The sequence below is a fragment of the Rufibacter sp. JT3400010 genome (assembly GCF_054956755.1).
Window position 1 is genome coordinate 60,577 of the sequence record NZ_JBUDXA010000007.1, and the last position, 25,745, is coordinate 86,321.

21 protein-coding genes are annotated in these 25,745 nt (G+C 49.7%); 12 read left to right on the forward strand and 9 right to left on the reverse strand.

The features are described from left to right. Nucleotide 1 precedes the first annotated feature (1 nt). The 7 genes from ACY0JR_RS09190 to ACY0JR_RS09220 all read left to right on the forward strand — a co-directional run bounded on the left by ACY0JR_RS09190 (nucleotide 2) and on the right by ACY0JR_RS09220 (nucleotide 7,862). Nucleotides 2-1,876: a CocE/NonD family hydrolase gene (locus ACY0JR_RS09190; protein WP_462633705.1), complete on the forward strand. Its 1,875-nt coding sequence runs from the start codon at nucleotides 2-4 to the stop codon at nucleotides 1,874-1,876. 213 nt (nucleotides 1,877-2,089) lie between these two features. Beyond that, nucleotides 2,090-2,827, forward strand: coding sequence for a hypothetical protein (locus ACY0JR_RS09195; protein ID WP_462633706.1), 738 nt, complete (start codon nucleotides 2,090-2,092; stop codon nucleotides 2,825-2,827). Between the two features lie 383 nt (nucleotides 2,828-3,210). Continuing rightward, entirely contained in the window at nucleotides 3,211-3,729 is a 519-nt protein-coding gene (locus ACY0JR_RS09200; protein WP_462633708.1) for a hypothetical protein, read from the forward strand. Between the two features lie 99 nt (nucleotides 3,730-3,828). Further along, complete coding sequence (locus tag ACY0JR_RS09205) at nucleotides 3,829-4,749, forward strand: hypothetical protein (RefSeq protein WP_462633710.1); 921 nt, start codon at nucleotides 3,829-3,831, stop codon at nucleotides 4,747-4,749. 24 nt (nucleotides 4,750-4,773) lie between these two features. Next, a complete protein-coding gene (locus tag ACY0JR_RS09210; protein WP_462633712.1) occupies nucleotides 4,774-5,448 on the forward strand; it encodes a response regulator transcription factor in 675 nt (224 codons plus the stop codon). Between the two features lie 117 nt (nucleotides 5,449-5,565). Further along, on the forward strand, nucleotides 5,566-6,885 hold the full coding sequence (locus ACY0JR_RS09215) for a sensor histidine kinase (RefSeq protein WP_462633713.1): 1,320 nt from the start codon (nucleotides 5,566-5,568) through the stop codon (nucleotides 6,883-6,885). A gap of 113 nt (nucleotides 6,886-6,998) precedes the next feature. Beyond that, complete coding sequence (locus ACY0JR_RS09220; RefSeq protein WP_462633714.1) at nucleotides 6,999-7,862, forward strand: NAD(P)-dependent oxidoreductase; 864 nt, start codon at nucleotides 6,999-7,001, stop codon at nucleotides 7,860-7,862. Nucleotides 7,863-8,210: 348 nt separating this feature from the next. Here the strand turns inward: ACY0JR_RS09220 and ACY0JR_RS09225 are convergent, their stop codons facing one another. Then, a complete protein-coding gene (locus tag ACY0JR_RS09225) occupies nucleotides 8,211-9,491 on the reverse strand; it encodes an aspartyl protease family protein (RefSeq protein WP_462633715.1) in 1,281 nt (426 codons plus the stop codon). Between the two features lie 403 nt (nucleotides 9,492-9,894). On the opposite strand from ACY0JR_RS09225, the gene ACY0JR_RS09230 reads away from it, so the two are divergent. From ACY0JR_RS09230 to ACY0JR_RS09240, 3 genes are all read left to right on the forward strand, one after another. Then, entirely contained in the window at nucleotides 9,895-10,392 is a 498-nt protein-coding gene (locus ACY0JR_RS09230) for a hypothetical protein (protein ID WP_462633716.1), read from the forward strand. A gap of 21 nt (nucleotides 10,393-10,413) precedes the next feature. Beyond that, complete coding sequence (locus ACY0JR_RS09235; protein WP_462633717.1) at nucleotides 10,414-10,833, forward strand: DUF2721 domain-containing protein; 420 nt, start codon at nucleotides 10,414-10,416, stop codon at nucleotides 10,831-10,833. 326 nt (nucleotides 10,834-11,159) lie between these two features. Next, nucleotides 11,160-12,392 (forward strand): S-adenosylmethionine:tRNA ribosyltransferase-isomerase, encoded by a 1,233-nt coding sequence (locus tag ACY0JR_RS09240; protein WP_462633719.1) that lies wholly within the window; start codon nucleotides 11,160-11,162, stop codon nucleotides 12,390-12,392. Nucleotides 12,393-12,936: 544 nt separating this feature from the next. Here ACY0JR_RS09240 and ACY0JR_RS09245 read toward each other — a convergent pair. Next, nucleotides 12,937-14,271 carry a RagB/SusD family nutrient uptake outer membrane protein gene (locus ACY0JR_RS09245; protein ID WP_462633721.1) on the reverse strand — a complete coding sequence of 445 codons (1,335 nt, stop codon included), beginning with the start codon at nucleotides 14,269-14,271 and terminating at the stop codon, nucleotides 12,937-12,939. A 33-nt stretch (nucleotides 14,272-14,304) separates the two neighbouring features. Then, nucleotides 14,305-17,310 carry a SusC/RagA family TonB-linked outer membrane protein gene (locus ACY0JR_RS09250; protein WP_462633722.1) on the reverse strand — a complete coding sequence of 1,002 codons (3,006 nt, stop codon included), beginning with the start codon at nucleotides 17,308-17,310 and terminating at the stop codon, nucleotides 14,305-14,307. Nucleotides 17,311-17,861: 551 nt separating this feature from the next. Here ACY0JR_RS09250 and ACY0JR_RS09255 point away from each other — a divergent pair. Beyond that, nucleotides 17,862-18,734 carry a DUF2911 domain-containing protein gene (locus ACY0JR_RS09255; protein ID WP_462633723.1) on the forward strand — a complete coding sequence of 291 codons (873 nt, stop codon included), beginning with the start codon at nucleotides 17,862-17,864 and terminating at the stop codon, nucleotides 18,732-18,734. Nucleotides 18,735-18,833: 99 nt separating this feature from the next. Here the strand turns inward: ACY0JR_RS09255 and ACY0JR_RS09260 are convergent, their stop codons facing one another. The 5 genes from ACY0JR_RS09260 to ACY0JR_RS09280 form a co-directional block, all read right to left on the reverse strand. Next, complete coding sequence (locus tag ACY0JR_RS09260) at nucleotides 18,834-19,418, reverse strand: nitroreductase family protein (protein WP_462633725.1); 585 nt, start codon at nucleotides 19,416-19,418, stop codon at nucleotides 18,834-18,836. 27 nt (nucleotides 19,419-19,445) lie between these two features. Next, nucleotides 19,446-21,137, reverse strand: coding sequence for a sodium:solute symporter family transporter (locus tag ACY0JR_RS09265; protein ID WP_462633726.1), 1,692 nt, complete (start codon nucleotides 21,135-21,137; stop codon nucleotides 19,446-19,448). Further along, nucleotides 21,134-21,259: a hypothetical protein gene (locus ACY0JR_RS09270; RefSeq protein ID WP_462633727.1), complete on the reverse strand. Its 126-nt coding sequence runs from the start codon at nucleotides 21,257-21,259 to the stop codon at nucleotides 21,134-21,136. Before ACY0JR_RS09270 ends, ACY0JR_RS09265 begins: the two co-directional genes overlap by 4 nt. A 60-nt stretch (nucleotides 21,260-21,319) precedes the next feature. Continuing rightward, entirely contained in the window at nucleotides 21,320-21,619 is a 300-nt protein-coding gene (locus ACY0JR_RS09275; RefSeq protein WP_462633728.1) for a hypothetical protein, read from the reverse strand. A 149-nt stretch (nucleotides 21,620-21,768) separates the two neighbouring features. Further along, complete coding sequence (locus ACY0JR_RS09280) at nucleotides 21,769-24,261, reverse strand: PIG-L family deacetylase (RefSeq protein WP_462633729.1); 2,493 nt, start codon at nucleotides 24,259-24,261, stop codon at nucleotides 21,769-21,771. Between the two features lie 185 nt (nucleotides 24,262-24,446). Here ACY0JR_RS09280 and ACY0JR_RS09285 point away from each other — a divergent pair, with 185 nt between their 5' ends. After that, nucleotides 24,447-24,734: a hypothetical protein gene (locus tag ACY0JR_RS09285; RefSeq protein ID WP_462633731.1), complete on the forward strand. Its 288-nt coding sequence runs from the start codon at nucleotides 24,447-24,449 to the stop codon at nucleotides 24,732-24,734. A gap of 94 nt (nucleotides 24,735-24,828) precedes the next feature. Here ACY0JR_RS09285 and ACY0JR_RS09290 read toward each other — a convergent pair whose 3' ends face one another. Next, a complete protein-coding gene (locus tag ACY0JR_RS09290) occupies nucleotides 24,829-25,491 on the reverse strand; it encodes a hypothetical protein (RefSeq protein ID WP_462633732.1) in 663 nt (220 codons plus the stop codon). Nucleotides 25,492-25,745: the final 254 nt, after the last annotated feature.

Consider the following 25,745-nt stretch of genomic DNA (forward strand, 5'->3'; position numbering starts at 1 on the left):
TATGAAACCAAACCGCTGGCAATGGCTCTTGCTGGTCCTTTTATGGCCTACGCTTGCCGCCTCTGCCCAAACCCTGTCAGATTCGGCCTATATCCGGCAGAACTACACCAAAACCGAGCACCAGATTGCCATGCGTGACGGCACCAAGCTGTTCACCATTGTGTACGCGCCCAAAGACAGCCGCCAGAAATACCCCATCATGCTGAACCGCACGCCCTACTCCATTGGGCCGTACGGCGCTGATGTCTACAAAAACAGCATTGGTCCTTCTTCAGACATGCTGCGCGAAGGCTACATTTTCGCTTACCAGGATGTGCGCGGAAAGTTCATGAGCGAAGGCGAGTTTGTGAACATGGCCCCTCTCAAAGCCAAGAAAGGCAAAAACGACTGGGACGAAAGCACCGACACCTATGACGCCATTGCCTGGCTGGTGAAAAACGTGCCTAACAACAATGGCCGCGTAGGCCAATGGGGCATTTCGTACCCCGGCTATTACACCACTGTGGGTTTGGTGGGCAGCCACCCCGCCCTGAAAGCCTCTTCCCCGCAAGCCCCAGTGACCGACTGGTTCTGGGACGATTTCCACCACCACGGCGCTTTTTTCCTGCCGCACGCCTTCAACTTTTTGGCTTCCTTCGGGCAACCGCGTCCCCAGCCCTCACCTACCGGGGCACCGCGCTTCAACCACGGCACCCCAGACGGCTATGATTTCTTTATGCGCATGGGTCCGCTGTCTAACGCCAATACCCAATACCTCAAAAACAACGTCTCCTTCTGGAACGACATCATCCAGCACCCCAACTATGACGCTTTCTGGCAAGCCATGAACATCAGGCCGCACCTGAAAAACGTGAAACCCGCCGTGATGGTGGTAGGCGGTTGGTTTGATGCCGAAAACCTGTTCGGGGCGCTGGAAACGTACAAGACCATTGAGAAAAACAACCCCAAGACGTACAACACCATTGTGATGGGGCCGTGGTTCCACGGTGGTTGGTCGCGTTCAGCGGGCGAAAACCTGGGCAGCGTCTCTTTCCGGCAGAATACGTCTGAGTTCTACCGGCCTAACATTGAAGCCAAGTTCTTCCGGCACTACCTCAAAGGAAACGGCAAAGGCCAACCAGACCTTCCGGAAGCCTACATGTTTAACACCGGCGCGAACCAGTGGCGCGAATTTGCCGCCTGGCCGCCTAAAAACACGCAAGAACGCCAGTTGTATTTCGGGGCGAACGGCAAGCTCAGCTTCGAGAAACCAACTGCCACCGGCAACGGCTTTGACGAGTTCATCAGTGACCCTAACAAACCGGTACCGTTCTCGGAGGAAACCACCGTGGGCATGACCCGAGAATACATGACCGATGACCAGCGTTTCGCGGGCCGCCGCCCAGACGTATTGGTGTACCAGACCGATGTACTGACCGAAGACATTACCCTGGCCGGACAAATCTTATCTGCCCTCCACGTGTCCACCACCGGCTCAGACGCTGACTGGGTAGTGAAACTGATAGACGTGTACCCCGACACCGCCCGCCAGAATGCGCATAATCCGGCTAGCGTGAAAATGGGCGGTTACCAGCAAATGGTGCGCAGCGAAGTGTTGCGCGGCCGTTTTAGAAACAGCTATGAGAAACCAGAGCCGTTCACACCCAACCAGGTAACCGCTGTGAATGTGCCGCTGCAAGACGTGCTGCATACCTTCAAGAAAGGACACCGCATTATGGTGCAGGTGCAAAGCACCTGGTTCCCGCTGGTAGACCGCAATCCGCAGAAGTATGTGCCTAATATCTATGAGGCCAAACCCGAGGACTTCCAGAAAGCCACCCACCGCGTGTACCACAATGCCCAGCAACCTTCTTTCTTAAAAGTGAACGTACTGTAAGCAGTAAAGCCAAACAAAACAGAAAGGCCGCTCTTGTGTAAAGAGCGGCCTTTCTGTTTTTGATATAGTTTTATCAAAACGGCTTTAAAATCACTCTGCACCCTAGTTCAGAAAAAAATATGAAAAAACTTTATAGGAAGTCCTTTCTTCATCTTCTCTTCATCTTGACAGGATAGTTTTGACGCATTAATCATTTAAAACCATCTGACCAATATGAAAAAGTTAACCTTCTTTGCCGCCGCATTTTTAGTAGCCGCCACTTCTTTTGCCCAAACTACTCCAACCTCCGGCACCCCAGAAACCAAATCAAAAACAACCCACGGCACTACGGTTAGTGCTGCGGCCAAAGCCAATGTCACTTCTGATGTAACTGGCAAAGGAGAAGCCGTGCGGGAAGTAGCCAAAGCGAAGGCAGACAAAGCAAAAGCCAGAAAAGAAGAAACCACCACTGCGCTGAAAGAGGAGCTTACCTCTCAGAAAGAGGCCGCTAAAACCCGAAGAGAAGAGCTGAAAGCCAAAAAAGAAGAGACTAAAAACCAAACAGAACAAACCTTGGATGCCGCCGCTCAAGCAAAAGCTGATTTAAAAGCGAAAGCCAAAGCCCAGCGTGAGGAAAACCAGGAAACTTCCACTCAGTCCAAAGCTGACCTAAAGCTGAAATCCAAAGCCGAGGTGGAAATGTCAAAACAGGGGCTTGAAAACCATGGCGACGCCGTGAGCAATCTGGCAACAGAAACCGTTGCCGCTAGAAGAGAAAAAGGCCAGCTAGTAAAAGAAGCAGCCTCTGAAAAACGCCAGAGGGCGGGCAGATTGGAGACTAAAACAGGAACGGCTGTGAACATTGGTTCAGGCAGTGCTCACCGCGCTAAGGTAAACACTGGTCTTTCTACCAAAGGGCTGAAACCGGTAAAGGTCCATGCCGCCACTAACCTGAATATAGGTCGCAAATAACCTAAAATTCCAACCTTGTTGAACTGCGTTTGCACCGGCAGCGCAGTTCAAATTCCTTAACCTAATCCACTGTAATACCATGAAACTGTTCATCAGCGCTTGCTTTGTTCTGAACTGGCTTTTGGCTACCTGCGCCCCAGCATACGGTTGCTCTAAGGGCAATGCCAACAGTTCTTCTCCTGTTAGTAGCAAAGCCAACTGCCACCATACCGTGTAAAATTCTTTGCGACATAGTTTATGGCTACTTTTTTGTAAATGAGCCTTAAACCTAACCATCAGCAAACATTAGCTACTTAAAAATGAATAAAAATTGAAGTATTCATCTTTCCTTCATCTTTCAATAGTAGCTTTGAAGTATCAATATTAGAATGCGCCCAACCTATATGAAAATCAACTTCTTACTAGCTGCCACTTTTATCTTTTTCATCACCATTGCCCAGCCGGTAGCTGCCCGAAATGAACCCCTTCGTCCTGCTTCTTCGGCAGGTTCTGCACCTAAGGAGGTTTCCGGGAAGATTGAGGTATCTGTTGCTGCTTCCTCTTCTGGAACTGGGTTTAATGGTACCGTACTTTCCGGTGACAGCGACCTTCCCGGGCAGGAAAGACCACGTAAAGCCAAGGGGAAAGAAAGCGGAAATGAGCCTGAAAATGAGAAACAAGGGGTAAAAGAGGTAGCCACTGCCAAACGCCAAGAGAAGCCTGAGAAAGTTTCTGAGAGAACCGCGAATGAAGTTTCGGCTGCCCGAAATTCTGCGGCACGTCCGCAGAGTGCTGCCCGTCCGGGAAGAGGTGCCGCCAGTAGCGTTGTAAAAGCGGCCGGAAATGCCACTAAAGGGGTTAAGGTAGTAAAACCAGTAAAAGTTGGCGTAGGCTTGGGTCCCATTAAAGTAGGCAAAAACTAAGAACGCAGGTATACGGCAGAATTATCCTTTCCCAATATCTGGTCTCCTTTCCTCCTTTAAAACAGCAGTACTTTTTCTACACTTTATCTATCTACTCAGATGAAAACCATCTTAGGTGCCTGCTTCTTGCTTTTTATTTCCGTAGCGCAGGCTTTCTGTGCCAATACGAAGAAGCTAGCTATTGCTGAACCTTCTTCCATCTCTGCCCAGGATACCGCTTCAAAACAAGGCTGGTGGACGGTAGGCCTGGAGACGGCTAACAACGCTTCTTTCTTTGGGCGCAATACGGCAACCCAGTATCCGTACGTGGCGGCTTCGCTCACCTATACGCATACCTCGGGTTTGTTCCTGTCTGCCATGTCTTATCAGTTATTCAATACCGACGACTTTATAGACGAAACCGATGTCTCGGCGGGTTACTCGTTTAAAGTGGGCGAGCGGTTTGATGGTTTAGTAAGTTATTCGCGCTTTTTCTTCGGGCCCAATACGCCCCTGGTGAAATCCGTTACCTCCAATGCCGTCACTGCTTCTGGTACGCTGGACTGGAAATACCTTTTAACCGGCCTCACCTCCAGTTACATCTTCGGGGGCAGCAGCGACCTGTTTACCGTTCTGGACAACTCCCGCTATATTCCGTTGCAGAACCTCTGGAAAGGCAAGAACCCGGTGGGCATTGACCCTAAATTCAGCATCATTGCCGGAACCCAGGAATTTGCCGAGACGCATACCGTAGAGACCCAAAATAAGAAAAAAGGCTTGGGTACCATTTTGGACCCATTGAACCCGATTGGAAACGGAAACGGAAAAGGAAATGGAAATGGTACCACCACCACTACCACTACCACCACTACTACCAAATTTAAAGTACTGAACTATTCCATCACGGTGCCGGTAGTTTTCAGTTTACAGAACATTGACATTGAACCGGCTTACCGATTCGCGCTGCCGGTAAACAGGCTGGAAGGCGATGAGTCAAAGGCCCAGTCTTTTGTCTCCCTCAACCTAAGCTATACTTTCTAATCTGCTACTAACCCTACTTTTCCTATGCACATCCTGATTGTAGAAGACGAAACCAGTCTAGCTACCGAATTGATGCACTTTCTGGCACAGGAACATTACATCTGTGATTGGGCCTCTAACGGGCGCGAAGCATCTGAAAAAATTGCCGTAAACCGGTATGACTTTATCTTACTGGATTTGGGTCTGCCAGACTATGAAGGCATGGACCTGCTCCCAGAAATCAAAGCTGTTGACTATGACCCAGCCATCATCATTCTCACGGCACGTGGGGCTCTGGAAGACCGCATCAAAGGGTTAGGCCTGGGGGCCGATGATTATCTACCCAAGCCTTTTTCTCTGCTGGAACTGCAGGCACGAATGCAAGCCGTTCTACGCCGTAAGTTCAAGCTGAAATCCTCCTCGGTGACGTTTCATGGGTTTGAGATGGACAGCAGCTCGCGCCGCGTCATGTTTGGCTCCCATGAAATTGTGCTCACCAAAAAGGAGTTCGACCTTCTGCATTACCTGCTCCTGCACAAGAATCGCATTTTAACGCGTCTGCAACTCACCGAACATATCTGGGGCAACATCTTGGAAGATGATTATGACTCCAATTACATTGATGTGCACATCAAAAACCTGCGCAAGAAACTTTCAGCGTTCGCCCTTACCGAGTGGCTAGAAACAGTGCGCGGCGTGGGATACCGGTTAACAATTTGATGTGGAGATTTGGAAATGAGAAAATGTGGAGATTGGGAATATACCTTGTTAAATCTCCTAATCTACACATCTTCTCATCTCCTAATCTACACATCTTCAAATCTCCTAATCATCTAAATGCGCTTACAATCCAAATTAGCCCTGTTTAGTGCGGCTTCTAAGGTATTCATTCTGCTTCTTCTGGTGGTGGGGCTTCCTTTGCTGGTAAACAAAGTGGCCTTGCTCAACGCTGATGCAAGGCTTCAGCAGAAAGAGGCAAAGATGTACCAGATTATTGAAGAGCAGGGCATAGAATCTTTCATTACCGAAGAGACTGGTGCTGCCTACGGTAGTTACAACTTGTTCCGAGAGGAATTTATCTCCCTGGAGGAGATTTCTTCGGGCAAAGTGGTGAACAGCATTGAGAACAGCCTCCGGAAGGTAGACAACGAAATTGTAAACTACCGGGTACTGTCCTCCACGTTTGATTTAGGCGGAAAACGGTACCTGCTGGAGATCGGCCGCTCACTAGCTACCATTGAGCACAACAGCAAAACGCTGCAAACCTATGCTCTGTATTTTCTGGCCGCCGTGGTGCTCCTCACTGCCTTCACAGATTTGGCTTTTAGCAGGCTCCTGCTACGTCCGCTTGCGCAGATTGTGAAACGCCTGCAAAAGGTAGAACACCCCAGCACGTTCACGCCCAAGAAACTTCAGACTTCCACCGATGACTTCCTGTACCTCAACAACACCATCAACGCCATGATGGGGCAGATACAAGAGGCTTTCCAGAAAGAGAAAGAGTTTATCGGGAACGTGTCGCATGAGCTCCTTACACCCGTTTCCATTCTTCAAACCCGCTTAGAGAACCTGTTAGCGGACCCTGAAACGCCCGAAAGTCTATTAGAGAAACTGGTTGACAACCTCAAAACCTTGCACAGGCTGAAGAACATCATTCAAGCCCTGCTGCTCATCTCCCGCATTGAGAATGAACAATACCTGCGCAATGAATCTGTAGACATCCCGCAACTAGCCCAGGAAGTAGCCGAAGAAATAGAGGAACGGGCCGCAGCCCGCGAGATAGAACTGAAGCTTGAATTCTCTGGTGATTACACGTTAACCAAAGCGAATCAGTCGTTACTGTTTACCATGCTTTTCAATGTGGTGAACAATGCCATTAAATACAACAAACCCCAAGGCAGCATCTGCCTCAAAGGGCAACCTGCCCCCACCGGGTACGAACTTTCCATTATTGATACCGGCGTGGGCATTCCCCAAGAGCAAATACCCCACATATTCAACCGGTTCAAACGCTTACATGCCCCAGATGGTGAAAGCCACGGTTTAGGGCTCACCATTGTTAAAACCATTGCTACGTTTCACGGAATTGAGTTATCCGTTTCTTCTGAATTAGGTAAAGGCAGCACTTTCACGTTCAGATTTCCGCAGAAGGTTTAAACCAGGTTTAAGGCTTGTTTTCTGAAAATAAGCCTTAAACGGTAATTCGCTTGTACCGCTTGCGCGCTCCATTCGTAAATCCTTACTTTCGTGCATACCTAAAAGAGAAATACATGAACGTAGGATTTATAGGATTAGGCATTATGGGCAGCCGCATGGCCGCTAATCTGCAAAAAGCTGGTCACTCCTTAGTGGTTTATAACCGTACCCCTGAGAAAGCAGAAGCCTTGGTTTCCAACGGAGCTACCCTGGCCAACACCCCCGAAGAAGTAGGAAAACAATGCCGCGTCGTGTTCACCATGCTGGCTACGCCCGAGGCCGTAGAAGAAGCTGCCTTAGGACAACACGGCTTCCTAAAAGAACTGCCCGGCAACTCTCTCTGGATTGACTCCAGCACCGTGAACCCCTCCTTCAGCCAACGCATGGCGCAAGTGGCCCTCAAAATGGGGCACCGGTTCTTAGACGCGCCTGTTTCCGGCTCTCTTAAACCCGCTGAGACCGGGCAATTGGTGTTTCTGGTGGGCGGTGAGGAAAAAGACGTGGAAGAAGTGCGTCCCTTGCTAGATACCATGGGGAAAGCCGTTCAGCACATTGGTCCGCACGGGCAGGGCGCCAGCATGAAAATGGTCAATAACATGCTTTTCGGGCAGATGATGGCGGCCTTCGCCGAAGCCTTGCGCTTAGGTACGTCATTGGGCATTACCGAAGAGATGCTGTGCCAAACGCTCCTGAACGGGCCAGGCGGTGCACCTTTTCTCAAGCTGAAAGAAAACAAGCTCCTCACCCGTGACTTCTCCCCGGAGTTTCCGCTGGAATGGCTACACAAAGACCTGCACCTGGCTGGCGTAACCGCCTATGAACAAGGCATTGCGCTTCCTACCCTGCACACCGTGAAAGAACTCTACGCGCAGGCTAAACAAGCTGGCTTCGGCAAAGAAGATTTCTCCGCGCTGTACCAGTTTGTTAATCCTGAATAAGGTATACTCGGTAATTAAAGCCAGAGAACCACACTGACCACACGGTTGGTGAACCAATAAGCACGCATTCCGTCCCCCTTTGAAGTGGTAGGGGATGACAAAGGCGGTTGAAGATCCGAAATAAGCAGCTATGAAAGAATTCTATGGCGCGGAAGTTACTTCCGTGACTTGCGGAAACTAAGTAAGTCACGGAAGTAACTTCCGCGCCATAGTGCCCCTACTTAAAATTGGAATGTCATCAGCAGGAGTAATCATCCCCCTAACCCTTCAAAGGGGGACAGAAGGCGTGAGATAAATCATCTGACTCTGTTTCAGGTCTGTTTTAGTGAAAGGAGGCCTGAAACAGAGTCAGATTAAATCCTGTAGATGCAGCACGGTATCGAAAGACTTGTAATGTCGGCTCACTTTCAACTGCAGGCGGCGGTTGGGGTACTTCTGAAAAAGCTCCAGTATTTCGCCCAGGCTTTTGTCCATGCATTTCACGCCGTTGATACTGACAATGGCATCTCCTGCCTCCAAGCCCGCGCGTTCGGCCGGAGAATTGGGGATGACTAGTGCTACGGTGTAAAAGTTAAGGCCAGGAATAGGGCTGTTTAACTCCAGACCGCTCAGGTTGTAATGAAAGGGCTTTTTGTAACGGTGATTAGGCCGAAGCAGCATTCGGGAGTTGCCGTAATCAAACACCACGTGAAAGCGTTGCAGCACATCGGCTCCCAGATTTCCGTTGCGGTTGTTGAGCCCCAGTGCATGCCTGATGGACATGGTGTCTGGGAAGCAGGCCGGCAGATTGAGCAACGTAAAACTCCCGATTTCCAGTGCTTCTAACCGGGCAATTTCTCCGTGAATGTCTCCATTCAGCCCTCGGCCTAAGTAAGCCTCAATCTTCTTGTCAGGGATCTTGGCGTCTGGTAAAGTGGGCGGGTACAACAGCATGGAGGTACTCATGCCGCTGTCTACAATGAGGCGTAACGCGTGTCTGGAGCCATCTGGGAAGCTGGCATTCGCTTTCACGTACGGTTTAGAAGATTCAATCTCCAACGGCACAACAGAGCTTTTACGCGCTTTTTTTTCGGGGTACGTACCTGGCTTGTAGAGGGTAAGCACCTTGTTCTGGTAATCTATCTCTACCACAAAATCCTTGAACAGCGGGTACCCAATGATGCCGTGCACCTCCATGCCCAACCGGGAGGAAAGATTGAAGATGTTTTGCTCCAGCATGAGCACCTTTTGGTTTTTGGCCTCTACAGAAGAGAAGTTGATGTTGTTGCCGGAGGAAAGTATGGCCTCAATTCCGGCCCCTTTTCCCAAACCACGCAAAAAAAGCTTTTCTACATTGTTGAGGGTGATGGTGTCAAACTGCCCAATTTCCATGAGCAAGGTTCTGTCTACCCCCGTGTCTACCACAAAATTAAGCGGATTGGAATTGTTGATCTGTACCGGAATAATGACCAGATTATGCACCAACTGAAACGGAATCTTCACCTTTTTCCGGCCAAACTGAAACCGCATGCCCTCCTCGGCCACCGGCAGTTCTTGCGCCCAAAGTAACATTGGGAACAAAAACAGGGAGCAGAAGAACACCAGAAGAATGAATCCGGGAAATGAATGATTCTGCAGAGTTGTACCCATACATAGCTTTTTCAGTCCTAGTAAGTTAAGAAAAATTAATGCCGTGGGCAAGTTTAACGTCTCTGTTTTTTATGGAAGAAATCCTATCTTTTCAACGCCACGCGTCCCTTACTTTTTGCTGACCTACAACCCTAGATTTGTAAGTCAAGGTTTACAGGTTTGCTTAGATATACCACGGTATTCACCCTGTTTTATCTCCCATTTTCCTGAATGTTTCGGTTTGATTCCTTTCTCTGATCCTCTGCCTGGTGGCCCCTTTGGAACTGTTTTAGGGAAAACAGGCATGAAACGCACTGTTTCTTTTCCTAACTTGCCGCACTCCCGTAGTAACCCTGTCAGCCGCTTGGTTCCCACCAGAATCTGACGGCTACAGAAAACGTATTTCATTTTTTTGGCAGTATATATGAACACCTCACTTTACCAGCAGCTTCTCGCGCACGTTTTTCCTTCAACAGATGACGCGTTACGCCAAACGCTTACCCCTTTGCATGAAGAAATGGAAACAGCCTTGAAAGAGGCTCGTCCCGGCAGAACAAGTCAGGAGGAAGTTAGTTTCAGGTTTGAGCGCCTCCGGTTAGGGCTCGGCATTTCGCTGTTGCAACTCCTCACTGACTTAGGAGGAGACGAAGAAAGTGCCCAGGTGCGTGATCTGCTGCAGGATGCCTTGCAGGCGAAAAACGTCAAGGGAATAGACGAGGTCATTCAGAAGAAAAGCCACCTGTTTGAAGAACTCTACACAGATCTGTACGTGAACGCAGACGCCGAACACGTACTGGCTTTGTTTGAGGAAACCCTCAACGCATCTACCAAAGACGAGATGGAAGACCTGATTGACCGGGCTCTGGAGATTGCCGAGGATCTGGAATTTGAGGCCGAGGACGACAATTCTCCCGAAGAGTAAGCCCCGTTCTCCTTTGCTGCCATGGAAATAACGCTCACCACGCCTGCCCTGCTGTTCCCGGCGCTGTCTTTGCTGCTACTGGCGTTCACCAACCGCTTTCTGTCTTTGGCCAAACTGATCAGAGATTTAAAGCCCGTGTACAAGGCCAGCCACAGCCATCTGGTGTACGGCCAAATCCAGAACCTAAGGCTCCGGCTGGTCCTCATCAGAAACATGCAGGCGTTCGGGATTGCCAGTATGTTCTCGTGCGTGCTTTGCATGTTCATGCTCTACGCTGGTTGGCAAACGGCCGGAAAAATCATCTTCGGGGCCGGTTTGCTTTTGCTGCTGGTATCCATGGCACTTTCTTTATGGGAGATCCAGATCTCAGTGAAAGCGCTGGAACTAGAACTTAGTGACGTAGCGCATGACGAAGAAATTGCCCCCTATAGTGCTTCTTAAGGAAAGAGTTGGCTTTAACCTTGTTTTAGCACATATTCTAGAAAACGGCTATAAAAAAGAAGTATCTTTATGCCAATGAAATTGTCTTTGAAGGCGATGCCGTTTTTTGCCGGGTATAGATTGTTTTACTTATTTTTTACAGACCAGCCTGCGTAAACTGTGGTTTTCCTGTTCTTGAAGTCAATCGGATTTATAGGAAATATGTCCCCCGCATTTCCATCTGTGTTTCAGTTTAAGCAAACAGGCGAACTGCCGTTTTCCTGTCTTCTGCCAATTGATGCCGGGCCCTGCTTTTTTACCTATGTTTTCTATTGTGCTTGACGTTCATGCCTACTACTCATCCTAGACAGTTGTCTATTTCAGACTTTACGTACACCCTGCCCGAAGAAAGAATTGCCCAGTTCCCGCTAGAGAACCGTGATCAGTCAAAGCTGTTAGTCTATAAAAAGGGCCGCATCTCAGATGCACAATTCAAAGACCTCCCCGCTGCCCTTCCGTTCAACTCACTGCTGGTGTTCAATGACACCAAGGTAGTGCAGGGTCGTTTACGGTTCCAGAAACCTACGGGCGGCACCATTGAATTATTCTGCCTAGAGCCGCTGGAGCCCGTGCGCGAGGTGCAGCAAGCCATGCAGCAAACCTACTCCGTTATCTGGAAATGCCTGGTAGGCAACAACAAACGCTGGCGCGATGGACGTCTGGAATTACCCCTGGGCCCCTACCCCGCCGATGGCTCCCTGTGGGCCGAGCGTCTGGCTCCCGCCGAGGAAGGATTTGCCATTCACTTCACCTGGTCACCAGGCCATAAAACCTTCGCCGAGATTCTGGAACTGGCCGGTTTGCTGCCGCTGCCTCCCTACATGAACCGCGATGCCGTTGAAACTGACCAGGAACGCTACCAAACCGTGTATGCCTCTGAGGCTGGTGCCGTAGCAGCCCCAACCGCCGGTTTGCACTTCACCCCGCAGGTGCTGGAGAATGTTACCGCCAAAGGCCACCAATTGGGTTTTGTGACCCTGCACGTGGGTGCCGGTACGTTTAAGCCCGTGAAAGCCGAGTTGATGGAGTACCACTACATGCACGGGGAGCAACTATCCGTGAGCCGGGCTTTTGTGGAGCAACTGTTATACCATGGTCCGCACCCGGTTATTGCCGTGGGTACCACTTCCATGCGCACCCTGGAAAGTCTGTACTGGTTGGGTACCGGTATCTCCCTGGGCATCTTGCCTACCGAAGGCGAAGACCTTTACGTGCCGCAGTGGTTTCCGTATGACGTCCGCACCAACCTCTCGGTGCAGGAAGCGTTGGAAGCCCTCTTGAATTACTTAGACAGCCATCAACTCACCCATTTGCACGCCACCACCCAGATCTTGATTGCCCCCGGCTATCAGTTTAAAATCTGCACCGGCCTGGTCACCAACTTCCACCAACCGCAAAGCACGCTGCTCCTGCTGGTCTCAGCGTTGATTGGTCCTTCCTGGCAGAAGTTGTACAAACATGCCTTGGCGAATGGCTACCGCTTTCTGAGTTATGGCGATAGCTCGCTTTTATTGCCGTAAGCAGGGTTTGTTTTTGGGACTGTTTTTTGAAAATAAGCTTATAAGGGGTAGCGTAAGGGATTTAAACTGAATTGGTTGTGCATGCCTTACGCTGTTCCCTTGGCTTGACTGCTTTTTTCGTGGGTGCAGGTGCTGGGTTGTTTCATCTTTGCCGGTAAGCGCTCACGGCCGCGAGGCCCCGTCTTCCCCTCGCGCACTGCCCTTTCGGCCTGCAGTGTCCTTTGCGGTTAGCTTTGCCATTCCAGGGCCAAAAGCGAGGCGCGCTCGGGAAAGACTGGAAAGGGGAAAGTAGCGGAATGCGATGGTAGCAATGCGTGAGAAGCCCTTTCTAAAGCGGAGACTCCCCCTTTGAAGGAGGCGGAGGGGGATGTTTACACCTGCAGATCACACGCATTGCTCTCTCCTGCAAAAGCGTATTCCTTTGTTCAGAGGAAATTTTAAGCGTCGCCATCTCTTTACAAACCAATCACTACTATTTACTCAATTAGTATAAACAAAAAGAGGAGGCCTTGGGCCTCCTCTTTTTGTTTTGAAGTAGATTAGCTTATCCACCGTTATAACCTGGATTCTGTGTTAGGTTGCTGTTGGCATCTCTTTCCCGTTGAGGAATGGGGAATATAAGGTTGTTTGCACTGTAAGGCGTGTTCCCCACCATTCCTTTGGTACGCTTGATGTCATGCAAGAGCTGGCCTTCAAAGATGAGTTCCAGTTTCCGTTCTTGTAGCACTTGAGCGAGAGTGACGGTTGTTATTGGATCTAGGCCGGCGCGGGCTCTAATGGTGTTGATATCGGCTACAGCAGAAACGCCCCCAATGTTGGTTCCGGTTCTTACGCTTGCTTCTGCACGGGTCAGGTACATTTCAGCTAAACGCAAGATAGGAACCACGGCATACTGCTCATCAAACTTGTTGGTGTAACCATCTTCATAGATTTCTAAGCGCTCATCTCCGGCTTCATATTGCTCAATAAGCTGATCCTGGATTTCAATATCTCCTCGTTGCAACTGAGAGTAGTAGGTGTTCAATTCATTGATCCCATCCTGTGAGGTCACCTGAATAGCGAAGATATCTTCTGAGCTGTTTCCGGTGTTGTTGAAAGCCGCCGCATAGGTATCTGTAAGTCTGTACCGGCCAGATTTGATTACTCTATCAGCAGCTTGTCCGGCCTCCAGAAACTTCTCCTGTTGCAGGTACACGCGGGAAAGCATGCCTGCCGCTGCCCACTTGGTGGCGAAGAACCCGTTGGTAGCCGGCAATAGCGCCTCTGCTTCCATTAGGTCTTTTACTACTTGCGCATAGACATCTGCCACAGAATTTCTGCTGACAAAAGAACCTTCAGTGATGGTGCTAGTGGGCGTCAGGACGATAGGCACTCCCGGATTAGTGGCAGGGTTTCCGTCTACCCATGCTTTGCCGTAGAGCTTCACCAATTCAAAATAAATAGCACCTCTCAAAAACTTCGCCTCGCCTTCTACTCGTGCTTTTTTGGCTTGATCAACCTTGTCTAAATTCGCCAATACGCTGTTGGTGATGTTAATGACCCGGTAACTGTCTAACCAGGTGTTGGCTATAAAGGAGTTGTTCTCTAGTATAGCTTTTTCATACACCTCGCCGGGCTGTATGTACGTCCCTACCCAGGCAATGTCTTTATCATTGGCCAGAAGGTCAGACAAAAACTGAATATCTCCGCCATACACATCGGCATCGCCGGCGGCATCATAAGCGCCTACCAAGGCGGCCTCCACATCTGAAGAAGTAGCCAAGGCCTGCCCCACCTCTACAGATTGTTGGGGATCTATATCCAATTGATCATCACAGCTAGCCAGAAGTCCGGCAAAGCCGAAGATGACAACGTATGCTTTTATATTTTTTCTTTTCATGATCTGTTCTTTTTCGTAATTGAGTACCGCTTCTTAGAACCCGATGTTCACTCCAAACGTGAAGGTTTTTGCTTGTGGAGCCCCGTAGAAATCATTTCCCTGGGAGATGTTCCCGGCCAGGTAGTCTGTGTTCACTTCTGGGTCCCAACCTTCATAGTCTGTGAAAGTCAGCAAGTTCAGGCCTATGGCATATAACCGCACTTTTTCCAGTTTGAGTTTCTGCGTAAACGTGGCCGGTAAGGTATACCCAAGGGTCAGGTTCTTCAGACGCACATAGGAACCATCTGACAGGTAGCGCGAAGAAGCGTCTGTACCGTTAGAATACCCTAAATAAGCTCTTGGCACATTGGTGATGTCGCCGGGCTTTTGCCATCTGTCTAACTGATCTTTGGTTTGGTTGTCATACCAGGTGGCGCTGGCGCTCATGTAAGACCCGGCTCCGTTGTAGATATCGTTTCCTACTACTCCCTGGAAAAGAACGCTTAAATCAAAGCCTTTGAAGGAGAAGTTGTTGGTAAAGCCAATGGTATAGTCTGGGTTTGGATTTCCGATCACTACGCGCTGGGCCGCGCCATAGTCACTGGTTGTTTCACGGTTCAGGCTGCCGTCTGGGTTGGGAGTATTGAGGAAATACAAGGCATTTCCGTTGGCTGGGTCTACCCCGGCGTATTCCACCCCGAAGAACACTCCGATGGGTTGCCCTTCCACGGCCCGGTTCAGGTAACCGCCTTCAATGATCTGGCCTTGCAGGTCGGTGATTTTGTTGCGGTTCCTGGAGAAGTTGAAGTTAGTGGACCATTTGAAAGCCCCTACCAGGTTATCTGAATTCAGGCTGAACTCAAATCCTTTGTTTTCCAGCTTACCCACGTTCTTGAGCTGGGTTCTGTAACCGCTGGTGCCCGGTACGTTCACGTTCAACAGGAGGTCATCGGTTTTCTTGATGTAATAGTCAATCTCCCCAGATACTCTGCCGTTCCAGAAACCATATTCCAACCCAACGTCAAACTGAGCGGTTTCTTCCCATTTCAGCTCTGGGTTCTCTATCTGCGTTGGTCTCTGTCCTGGTGTACCACCGTAACCAGCATCACCGGAATACAAGCCCAGTGAGGCGGCGTTGGCGATTTCAGCGTTACCCGTAATGCCGTAGCTGGCTCTCAGTTTCAGGTAGTTGATGAGGCTTGAGTTAACCAAGAAAGATTCTTCGCTCAGAATCCAGCCCACCGAACCGGCCGGAAAGAACCCGTATTTGCTGTCATTTCCGAACCGGGAAGATCCATCAATCCGGCCGCTCAGTCCTAACAGGTAGCGGTCTCTGAACTTGTAATTCACCCGGGTAAAGTAAGACAGAAAGGAGTAGTCTGTGCCCGAAGAGGAACCTTCGGTGATATCTGCCGCACTAGCAATGGTTCTGTACGCGTTACTCGGGAACTGCTGCGCCTCTACATAATTCTCCGTTTGGTTCGCCTCCTGGTAGCTCATCCCCAACACGGCATCTAGAGCATGGGCATCGGTGAAGGTGGTGGTGTAGTTGAAGAAGTTATTGGTGTTGTAGTTGGCGATCTGGGTGTTGGAACTTACTCCAATACCGTTAGGCGTTCCGGTGTTTCTGGCCGTTAATTTACCATAGTAGGCGTTTTCGTTCTGGTTTAGCAAATCCAGACCAAATTCAGACCTGAAGGTTAAACCTGTGAAGAGCTTGTAACTGGCATATACGTTGGTGAAATTACGGAATACCGTGGTCAGGAAATCTGCGTCAAGGGCATTCAGTAACGGATTATAGTACACCGGATAATTGGTGTTAGGACGACCCGTAGCCGGATCTAAGACGCCGCTTATTAAGCCGGTTCTAGGATCTATCACAGGCGTGATAGGCGGCAAAGCCACAATCTGCATGGGCGTACTGAACGCATTGTCATTGCTTAGACGGTAGTTTTTAGTACGCGTCAAGCTGAAGTTCATGCCCAAGGCCAGTTTCTCCGTGGCCTGATGATCAAGGTTTAAACGCCCGCTCATCTTCTCAAACCGGTTATTGATCAGAATCCCTTCCTGGTTGCTGTAGGAAAGACCGGTGAAGAACCTTGTTTTCTCATTACCGCCCGTCACACTCACATCCATCTGGTTCACGGCGGCATCCTGAAAGACTTCGTCCTGCCATTCTGTGTTGTAGGTTAACGGATCGGCCCCGGCCGAATACCGCCGTAAACGGTCTTCGTTGAATTCTACCCAGTAAGGCTCACCTTCGCGTTCTTCTGAGTTAACGGCGGCTTCCCTTAAAAGCTCTACATATTCGGCTGAATTCAGGAACTCCCGTTTACGGGTTGGTTTTGAAAAACCAGTGAAATAATTCACGTTGATTTTAGTGTCACCGGTATTTCCTCTTTTTGTGGTAATCAAGACAACGCCATTGGCTGCTCTGGAACCGTAGATGGCTGCCGCCGCCGCGTCTTTCAACACCTCAATGGAAGCAATGTCGTTCGGGTTGAGGTCAGACAAAGGGTTGGTGGGAGCGCCGTTGGAGTTAGGAACACTGGTGGTCAGGGGCACCCCGTCCAGTACATACAACGGCTCATTACCGGCACTTACCGAGGAGGACCCACGCACCCGTACTTTGATGCCTTGCCCTAATTTACCGTTTTGCTGCTCTACCAGCACGCCAGAAGTTCTTCCCTGTAAGGCGTTTTCAAAGCTGGGAGTAGGTGTATTCTGGATGGCTTCGGCTTTGATAGACGAAATGGAGCCGGTTACTTCCCGTTTTTCCTGGCTGCCATATCCTACCACCACCACTTCTTCAAGGGTCTTTTCATCAACTGCCAGCCGCACATCAACCGTAGACCTGGTGCCTACCACTTCTTCGCGCGGCATGAAGCCAATAAAGGTAAAGACCAAGGTAGGGGATCCCGTCACGCTGATGGAGTAGCGCCCCTCCACGTCTGTACTAGCGCCAATGGTAGTTCCCTTTACCACCACGCTCACACCCGGAAGTGCTGAACCATCTGCCGCCGAAATCACTCGCCCGGAGATGGTTCTATTTTGCGCCATTGCACTAAAACTTAGTACAGAGAGCAAAAACAAGAACAAGAGTACATGTTTTTTCATCTGAAGTTTTTATTAGTTTGTTAATAGTTTGGTGATTTGTACTTAAGTTATAGTTTGAAAACTACTTTGCAATAAACTTCAGAACATTTATATCATGTCACTTTCGTGTTTTTTCAGCGAAAACCTGCGTTCATCACAACAACATCGTTATTATCAATATATTACCGAATAAAAATCTCTATTTTCAAGATAGTATCTACTCAGCCAAAAGAACTATCTTCCTGAATAAACTGACTCCAAAGAATGGAACTTCTTATTGATTTAAGAGCAGCATATTATGAAATTATTAAATATTGACACAAATCACTGATAGTAATCATAACAGAACAGCTAATCTTCTACTAGTATTTACAACCCTTAAGGGAAAGAAAACTAATGGTATTTATAGCATCTTAGAGAAAGAGTGTGCTATTCTTGTGCGGTCCTAAGACTAGGCATACTGCCTGCTTTTCACTAATATTACAATCCTAAATTTTGCTTGAAAACCCTGACTTATGAAAAAGATTTTATCCCTGAACCTGGTATGGGCATTTGCCATTGCCATGTTCCTGATGAGCCCCGAAGCGTCTGCCCAAATCAAGATGCCCGCCGCCAGCCCTACTGCTACTCTTGAACAAGCCGTGGGTATCACTGATGTCACGATTGAGTACTCGCGCCCCAGCATGAAAGGTAGAAAGATCTTCGGTGATCTGGCTCCTTACGGAAGACTATGGCGCACGGGAGCGAACGCTTCTACCAAACTAACCTTCTCAGATGAGGTGATGCTGGAAGGCAACAAGGTTCCGGCCGGAAAATATGCGCTTTACACCATTCCGGGCGAAAAAGAATGGACCATCATCATCCATAAGAACATTGAACACTGGGGAGACGGTGGCAACGCCTACAAAGCCGCAGAAGATCTGGTACGTTTTAAAGTGACGCCTAAAAAACTGAACGAGAAAGTGGAGACGTTCACCATTGGCTTAGCTGACCAAACCAACAACGGAGCCACCCTGCAAATCATGTGGGAAAACACCCTGGTACCGGTAAAAATCACGACCGATGTGGATTCAAAAGTGATGAGCCAGATTCAGCAGCAAGTGGTAAACGGCACTAATGTGAGCCCGGGCTTGTATGCGGCAGCGGCCAACTACTACGCCGAAAACAACAAAGACCTCAAGCAAGCCTTGACCTGGATCAAACAAGCCAACGAGAAAGACCCCAAGTTCTACATGTTGCACCAGCAAGCCAAAATCCAGGCCAAGTTGAAGGACTACAAAGGAGCTACTGCTACTGCCCAGAAATCCATTGAAATGGCGAAAAAAGAAAGCAACGCCGATTACGTGGCATTGAACGAGAAGCTTCTGGCCGAAATCAAAAACAAATAAGCCGGTTTATCTGCCTTTTTTCAGAAAACGACTCAAAAACAAAGCCCTGCTGAAGGTATTCAGCAGGGCTTTGTTTTTAATAGACCATCTACATAAGAGTTACACCCAACGCACTTTCTCTTTCAGAGGCACTACCCGTTTTCCTCCAGAGATCGGGCTGTCTGCGTAGCCCAGATACAGAACACCTAACACGGTATCCTCGTCGCGTAACTGCAGCATATGTTTCATGGCCGGCTTGTAAGCCATACCTCCGGAACCCCAATACGTGGCAATTCCCAACGCAGTAGCACCCAGCAACAGATTCTGGATGGCGCAGGAAGTAGCGGCAATTTCTTCCAGCGCCGGAATCTTAGGTAAATCGCCGCGCTGCATATAAGCGATGATCACGTGCGAGGCTTGGTCTCCCATGTGCAGCAGCTTTTCATAGTTCATGTCCAGAAACTTGTCTGGGGCGGTGTTCGTCCGGTAGAGTTCAGCGTGGACCAGGCAAAAGTCTTGAACCTTCTCGCGGGCATAGACCACAAAACGCCAGGGTTCGGTGTGGCCGTGGGTGGGTGCCCAATCGGCTAGGGCCAGGATTTCCTGTATCTGTTCATCAGGAATAAAATGGCCGTTCATCTTGGGCGGTTTGGTAGTTCTTCGGCTTTGAATAAGGTGCTGTAAGGTCTGGAAGGAGGAATTCATGCGAAAGTAAAAAATCAAAAAAGAGTATTACGCCTTTTTAGGCAGGAAAGACTGCAGCAGAAAACCCAGGCTCACCACCAGAATAGTCCCGATGAGATTATACCACAGGTACGCAATGCCGGTAAACTGATACAGAAGAAAGATGATGATTTGCGTGAGCACAGCCGCCCAGAACACCGCGTTTCCACGCAGTTTTTCGAAATAGAAGGCGGCCACAAAAATCCCCAGGATGGTGCCGTAAAACAAAGAGCCTAAGATGTTAACCGCCTGAATAAGGTTTTCGAGCTGAGAAGCGAAAAGGGCGAAGAAAATAGAAACGGCTCCCCACCCCACCGTAAACCAGCGCGAAGCTCTTACATAATGCCCATCAGAAGCGTTGGGTTTTAACGAGCGTTTGTAGACATCTACCACCGTAGTGGAAGCCAAGGAGTTGAACGCCGAGGCGGTACTCCCCATAGCGGCGCAAAGTACCACGGCCAGCAACAAGCCCACCAAACCGCGGGGCAACTGCTGGGTTACAAAAGTGAGAAACACGTAATCCGTGTCTTTCAAGTCAGTGCCCTCGTTGTAGGTTTTAACCATGACCTGGGCCTTCTCCCTAAGCGCTTTTCTTTTCACTTCCGCCCGCTGAATCTGCTCACTAGCCTGTTCTTCGCCTGCCTGGTTTTCGGTCTGATAGGCTTGTACTAACGCCAAGGTCGCGGCTTTTTTCTCCTGAAAGATTTGCCGGCTACTCGCTTCCAATTCTTTCCAGGCTGGGGCCGCCTCGGTTGCAGCCAGCACCTTGTCCGCTTGCTGCTGGTTGAAGTAAAGCGGCGGTTGGTAAAACTGGTAGAACACAAACACCAGCACGCCAACCAGCAGAATCAGAAACTGCATGGGCACTTTGACCAGACCGTTCATGAGCAAACCCAACCGGCTTTGGGCAATGGTTTCGCCGCCCAGATACCGGCCCACTTGTGACTGGTCGGTGCCGAAGTAAGACAAAGACAGAAAGACCCCCCCAATCAGGCCCGACCACAGGTTATAACGGTCCTTGGGATTAAAGCTGAGATCTACCAGGTTCAGTTTACCGGAGGTGCCCGCCACGGCCATCGCTTCAGAAAAACCTACTCCGTCGGGCAGTAAACGTACCACCACCACAGCGGCCACCAGCATGCCGCCTAACATCACCGCCATCTGTAGCCGCTGCGTCTGGCTCACGGCTTTGGTGCCCCCCACTACCGTGTAAAACGTCACAATCACGCCAATAAAGAGAATAGTGGCCGTGAGATTCCAGCCTAAAATAGCGGTGAGAATAATAGCCGGGGCATAGATGGTGATGCCGGTGGAAAGCCCGCGCTGAATGAGAAACAGGAGCGCCGCCAGCGAACGGGTTTTCAGGTCGAAGCGGCTTTCCAGGTACTCATAGGCCGTGAAAACCTTGAGGCGGTAGTAGATGGGGATAGCGGTAATGGATAAGACCACCATGGCCAGCGGCAACCCGAAATAGAATTGGATGAAGCGCATGCCGTCATCAAAGGCCTGCCCCGGCGTGGAAAGAAACGTGATGGCACTGGCCTGGGTAGCCATAATGGACAAGCCCATCATCCACCAACGCTCCGTATTATCGGCCCGCAGGTACCCCGACATTTGCTGGGTTTGGCGGGTTTTCCAGACGCCGAACAATACAATGAACGCAATAGTGCCAATTAGCACGCCCCAATCCAAGCCGCTCATTTATATGCTTCGGTGATGAGATAAAACAATAAGATGAACCCTGCCAGCACGCCTAACACCAGCCAGTACATAGAAGTCCAGCTTTTAAAGAACGGCGGTGGGTCAATATCTCCTTTGGTCATTTGGAATGGCTTGGATTAAGGACAAATTTGATCAATTTGCCATTTAGGTTGCTTCTATTATTATTTAAGACCGATCAATTCAATTACGTCACATTCTCCTACTTTTCTAGGCCCTTCCATAAAGAAACCATGGGTGCCTACTTTTATTTTACCCAAATGGTAGTTTATTCTTTCACTGTTAACGATCCACATTCTGGCTATGCCATGTCTGGGGATTGACATGTCTTTTTCTGCGATAACCTGGCCACTTATATCCTCAAACTCTGGCCAAATCATAAAAAATATTTTTTCTCCCAGTTTCAGGATCCTCATACTGAAAGTCCCACCTAATTCCTTGAAAAGGCAAACTGTATCTTCCACCTTCTTCCTGGGTAAATATGGAATAGGTTACCTTAAAATCAGGTTTCCTTTGGAATACTTCTTCATAGGGCTCACGGTACATTTCACAAGATTTTGCCTAGATAATGAATTATTTCAGGGCTACTTTCCACAAAACAGCCCTAAAACAGCTACTTCCCTAAAGAGAGCAGATTCACGAACAGGCGGTACGCACCCGGTACTCCGGCGGGCAATTCCCGGAAGAAGGAATAACCGGTATAGACGTAATATCCTTTGCCGTACTTGGCTACCAGCAATCCGCTGTCTTTCGGCGATTCGCCGGGGTCATTGGAGGAGATAATGGCCTCATACTCCGGGGCCCATTGGTTAGGGAAATACAGTCCACGCTCCTGTACCCAGCCTCTGAAATCCTGTTCGGTAATTTTGTTGGGCGTATTGAGTACCGGATGGTTCGGCTTAAGGAAGCGAACGGCCGCGTCTTCTACCGTGACCCGGTCGTTGGACAGTTTAATGGAATACGGCCCTAGATTTGGGGTCACCAGTCCGTTGCTCACGTTGTACTGTACTACCAGCGTACCGCCGTTCTGCACATACTGCATGAGCTGGGGCTGCTGAAATTTGAGCCGGTCCAGGGTATTGAAGGCCCGAACGCCCACCACCACCGCGTCATATTTCTGCAGCATGGCCGAAGATAAATCCTCTACGTGCAGTTGGTCTACGGCGTAGCCAATCTGTTGCAGGCTGGCGGGCACCTCGTCACCAGCCCCCATCAAATAGCCAATGTGCTGACCTTTGCGTTTCAGGTCTAGTTTCACAGCTTTGGCAACGGCCTCTGGGAACAAGGTTTGGGTAGGAATATGCGGGTACGTGATGGTTTTTAAACTTTGGGAATAGGTTCTACCCCGCGTAGTTACCACCGCGCTGATGGTACTTTCGGTTTGGGTTGTGCCGGGGTACACCATGAACGTGAACGTCTGCTCCTCGCCTTTTTGGGTTAGTTTGAACGTGCCGTTAGCTGGTTCAGAACGCCAGCCTTCGGGCAGACGCAAAGCCACTGTACCTTCCATCTGGTCTTTTCCGGCGCGCACGCGCAGTGTAACGGGCTTGGGTTGGGCATCGGCGAAGACGTACACTTTCTCGGTGATGTTCACGAAAACGGGCGGGGCAATCTCAAACGGACGGTACTGCTCGCCTTCTACGGGATCGGTGCGTTTGTAGACTACCGGCAGCGTGTACGCAAAAGGTTGGCCTTGTACCGTCAAGTGTACCCTCACCTGGGCGGCGGCCGGGTTCTCCGGTAAACCAATCAGGGCGGGCTCATCTACCCGGAACATACCGGTAGAGCCCGGTACCTGCAGCCAATACGGCTGAGAATAAGGTGTCGCTAACGGAATGGTTCTGGCACTTCTGATAAACAGCGGTTGGTTGGGTTCTAGTTTCTGCTGCAGGGTGGTGTCCTGGTTAGCGAACAGGTATTCTACCTTGGTAACGCTCACCGGAACAGCGGAGCGGTTCACGGCTTCCAAAGACAACGCCACCGGCTCACCTGGCGAAACAGAATATTCCCTCACCGAAGAGGCTTCCAGATACAAGCCCAGGCAATTCTTGATAACCTCTTGCAACTCCTGCTGTTTCACGTTCTTCCAGTAAGAGGCCGGTAGTTTGGCTAAGGCCGAATTCGCCTTTAACAAAGTAGGCACCGAAGCGGCCGGATTGCCGGGGTTGTAGTTCTGGAGCGCTTCCTGCAAGAGTTTGTCTACGTCTTTGCTGCCCGGCACGCGGCTCCAAGAAGTGTTCACGCCTTCCAGCACATCTTTCTTGGCGGGAGCACCTTTCAGGAATTCAAAATATTCTACGGCCTCGCCGCGGGTGCCGCTGCTCCCAAAACCCTGGCTTTTGTGCATGCTTCGGCTTTGGGCCGAAATTTCATTATAAGACCTGCCCAGCAATGGATTGTAGACCCCGGCATCTAGCATGAGCTTGTCTGACGCGTCAAACTGCTGGCCCTGGCCGTAGAAAAAGGAGGAAGTATTCCAGAGCAGGCGCTTGGCTTGCCAGGGCTCCACGGTTTTCAATTGTTCGGGAAAGCGCTTGGGGTCAGCGGCGGCATCAAAGGCTTCCATGGCAATCATGGCCGAGGCGGTATGATGGCCGTGTGTACCACTAGGCTGCGGCGAGAAACGGGTAATGATGACATCGGGACGGAACTTGCGGATCACCCAAACGGCATCTGCCAGCACTTGTTCTTTGTTCCAGATGGTGAACGTCTCGGCGGGGTTCTTGGAAAACCCGAAGTCATTGGCCCGGCTGAAGAACTGCTCGCCTCCGTCTATGCGGCGGGCCTGCAACAATTCCTGCGTGCGGATAATGCCTAGCTCTTCGCGTATTTCGGGGCCAATCAGGTTCTGGCCGCCATCACCACGGGTAAGGGAAAGGTAGCCGGTTCGCATTTTCCGTTCATTGGCCATGTAGGCGATAAGGCGGGTATTCTCGTCATCTGGGTGAGCGGCAAAATAAAGGACGCTGCCCAGCACATTCAGCTTTTCCAAAGCCAACCGAATCTCGGCGGCATCCGGCTTCTTGGGAGTTTGGGCTATAGAGGTGGAAATTCCCAATCCTGAGACCAGGAGAAAGGAGGCCACTAACGCACGTATAGAGGTCATGTTCTATGAAAGAAGGTCAAACGAAGAGTGTTAACCAAGGGCCACTTGTGCCGAAGGTATTGCACGGTAAAGCTATGGATTTTTCCAGCAAGGGCACAGAACTTACGCCCAGAATTGTATCCATAACTTTTTACTCCTTTTGGCAGTTAAGAGAATCTGATAAAGCGCTTAAAACCGAATAGATTATGAAAAAGATCCTCATGATATTGGCAATGGCTGGCATGACCAGTTTTGTTGCCTGTGATTCCCAAACGGGAGGAAACACGAATGCTGGTACTTCAGACGCCATGCAGAACTCCAGCAACCCCAACAACAACAGCAGCGTGGTGAACCCGAACCAAAATGACACAACCGGAGCCACTGCCACTGAGATAACCCAGCAACGGGTAGGCAACTCCCAAACCCGGGGTGATGAAAATAACTCTAAGTCCAGAACCACTCAAAACGTTACCGTGAGAGACAGTGTAGACTAATAAAAGAAGAGAGGCCTTTCTTGGCTAGTTTTCCTTAAACTAACCAGAAAAGGCCTCTCTTCTAGTAATTACGGCAATCCCGATTCTCTTCTATTTACTGCTTTTTAGCTTTTTGCTGCTCTTTAAACTCCTGCCCAGACCTGAGGGTATAGAATTCACCAATCAGGGTTCTGATTTTGATTTCATCCAGGGTAGTGAGTTTATTCTCAACAGCAGCTTTGCGTTTGCCCAGGTTCTGCAAGATGTAGTCAGCGTAATCCCAATCACGGGAGGTCCAGTTTTGGCGTTTCACCCGCACATTTTGCATGAACCTGATATAGGCTTCGCGCATGTGAATGTCACTGATGTTCTGCACGTTCGCAAAAGAGCCCAGTAATTCTTTTTCGCGCAGACGCACCTCCTCGGCCTGCAACGGCACTTCATCGGCCATGGGTTTGGCTTCCAGTTCCTGGAAGCGGGTTTTCAACTCCAGAAAGTCTCGCTTGGAAGTCTCTGACAAGCCTTGAAAACTGTTCTCAATCTTATTGGCTTGCCGCGCGAAGTCATTTTTAATGGTGGGCCATTCGGCACGGGTAGTAGTGGCAATTTTGTCAGATTGCAGCTTTATCCACTCCCTGAAGTTCCGCAGGTCCTGCTCCGCCGGAGATTCCTGCGTTTCTTTGGCCGGTCCGGCCTGGTTCTGTTCCTGGGCCCAGACAGGAGAAGAAAACGTGGCGCTGAGCCCCAGCATCAATCCTACTATCTTTCCTTTTAGCATGGTTTTCTTGTCTATGTTAGGTGGTTGTCACAATCAAAGGTAAAAACTTTCCTGTAGGGACAACGGCTTCTCTACAACAAGAATAACGCCAAAACGAACCTAGCAGTATAGCTTTCAGCCTATAATATGTATTTCTCTCTATATTTCCAAAAATCAGCCTAAAACCAAAGGCCCTGCCCAGATATTCTCCAGACAGGGCCCATTAATCTTTTATTCACAGCTTTTCTAGTTCGCCCACAAGGTCCCTTCCTGAT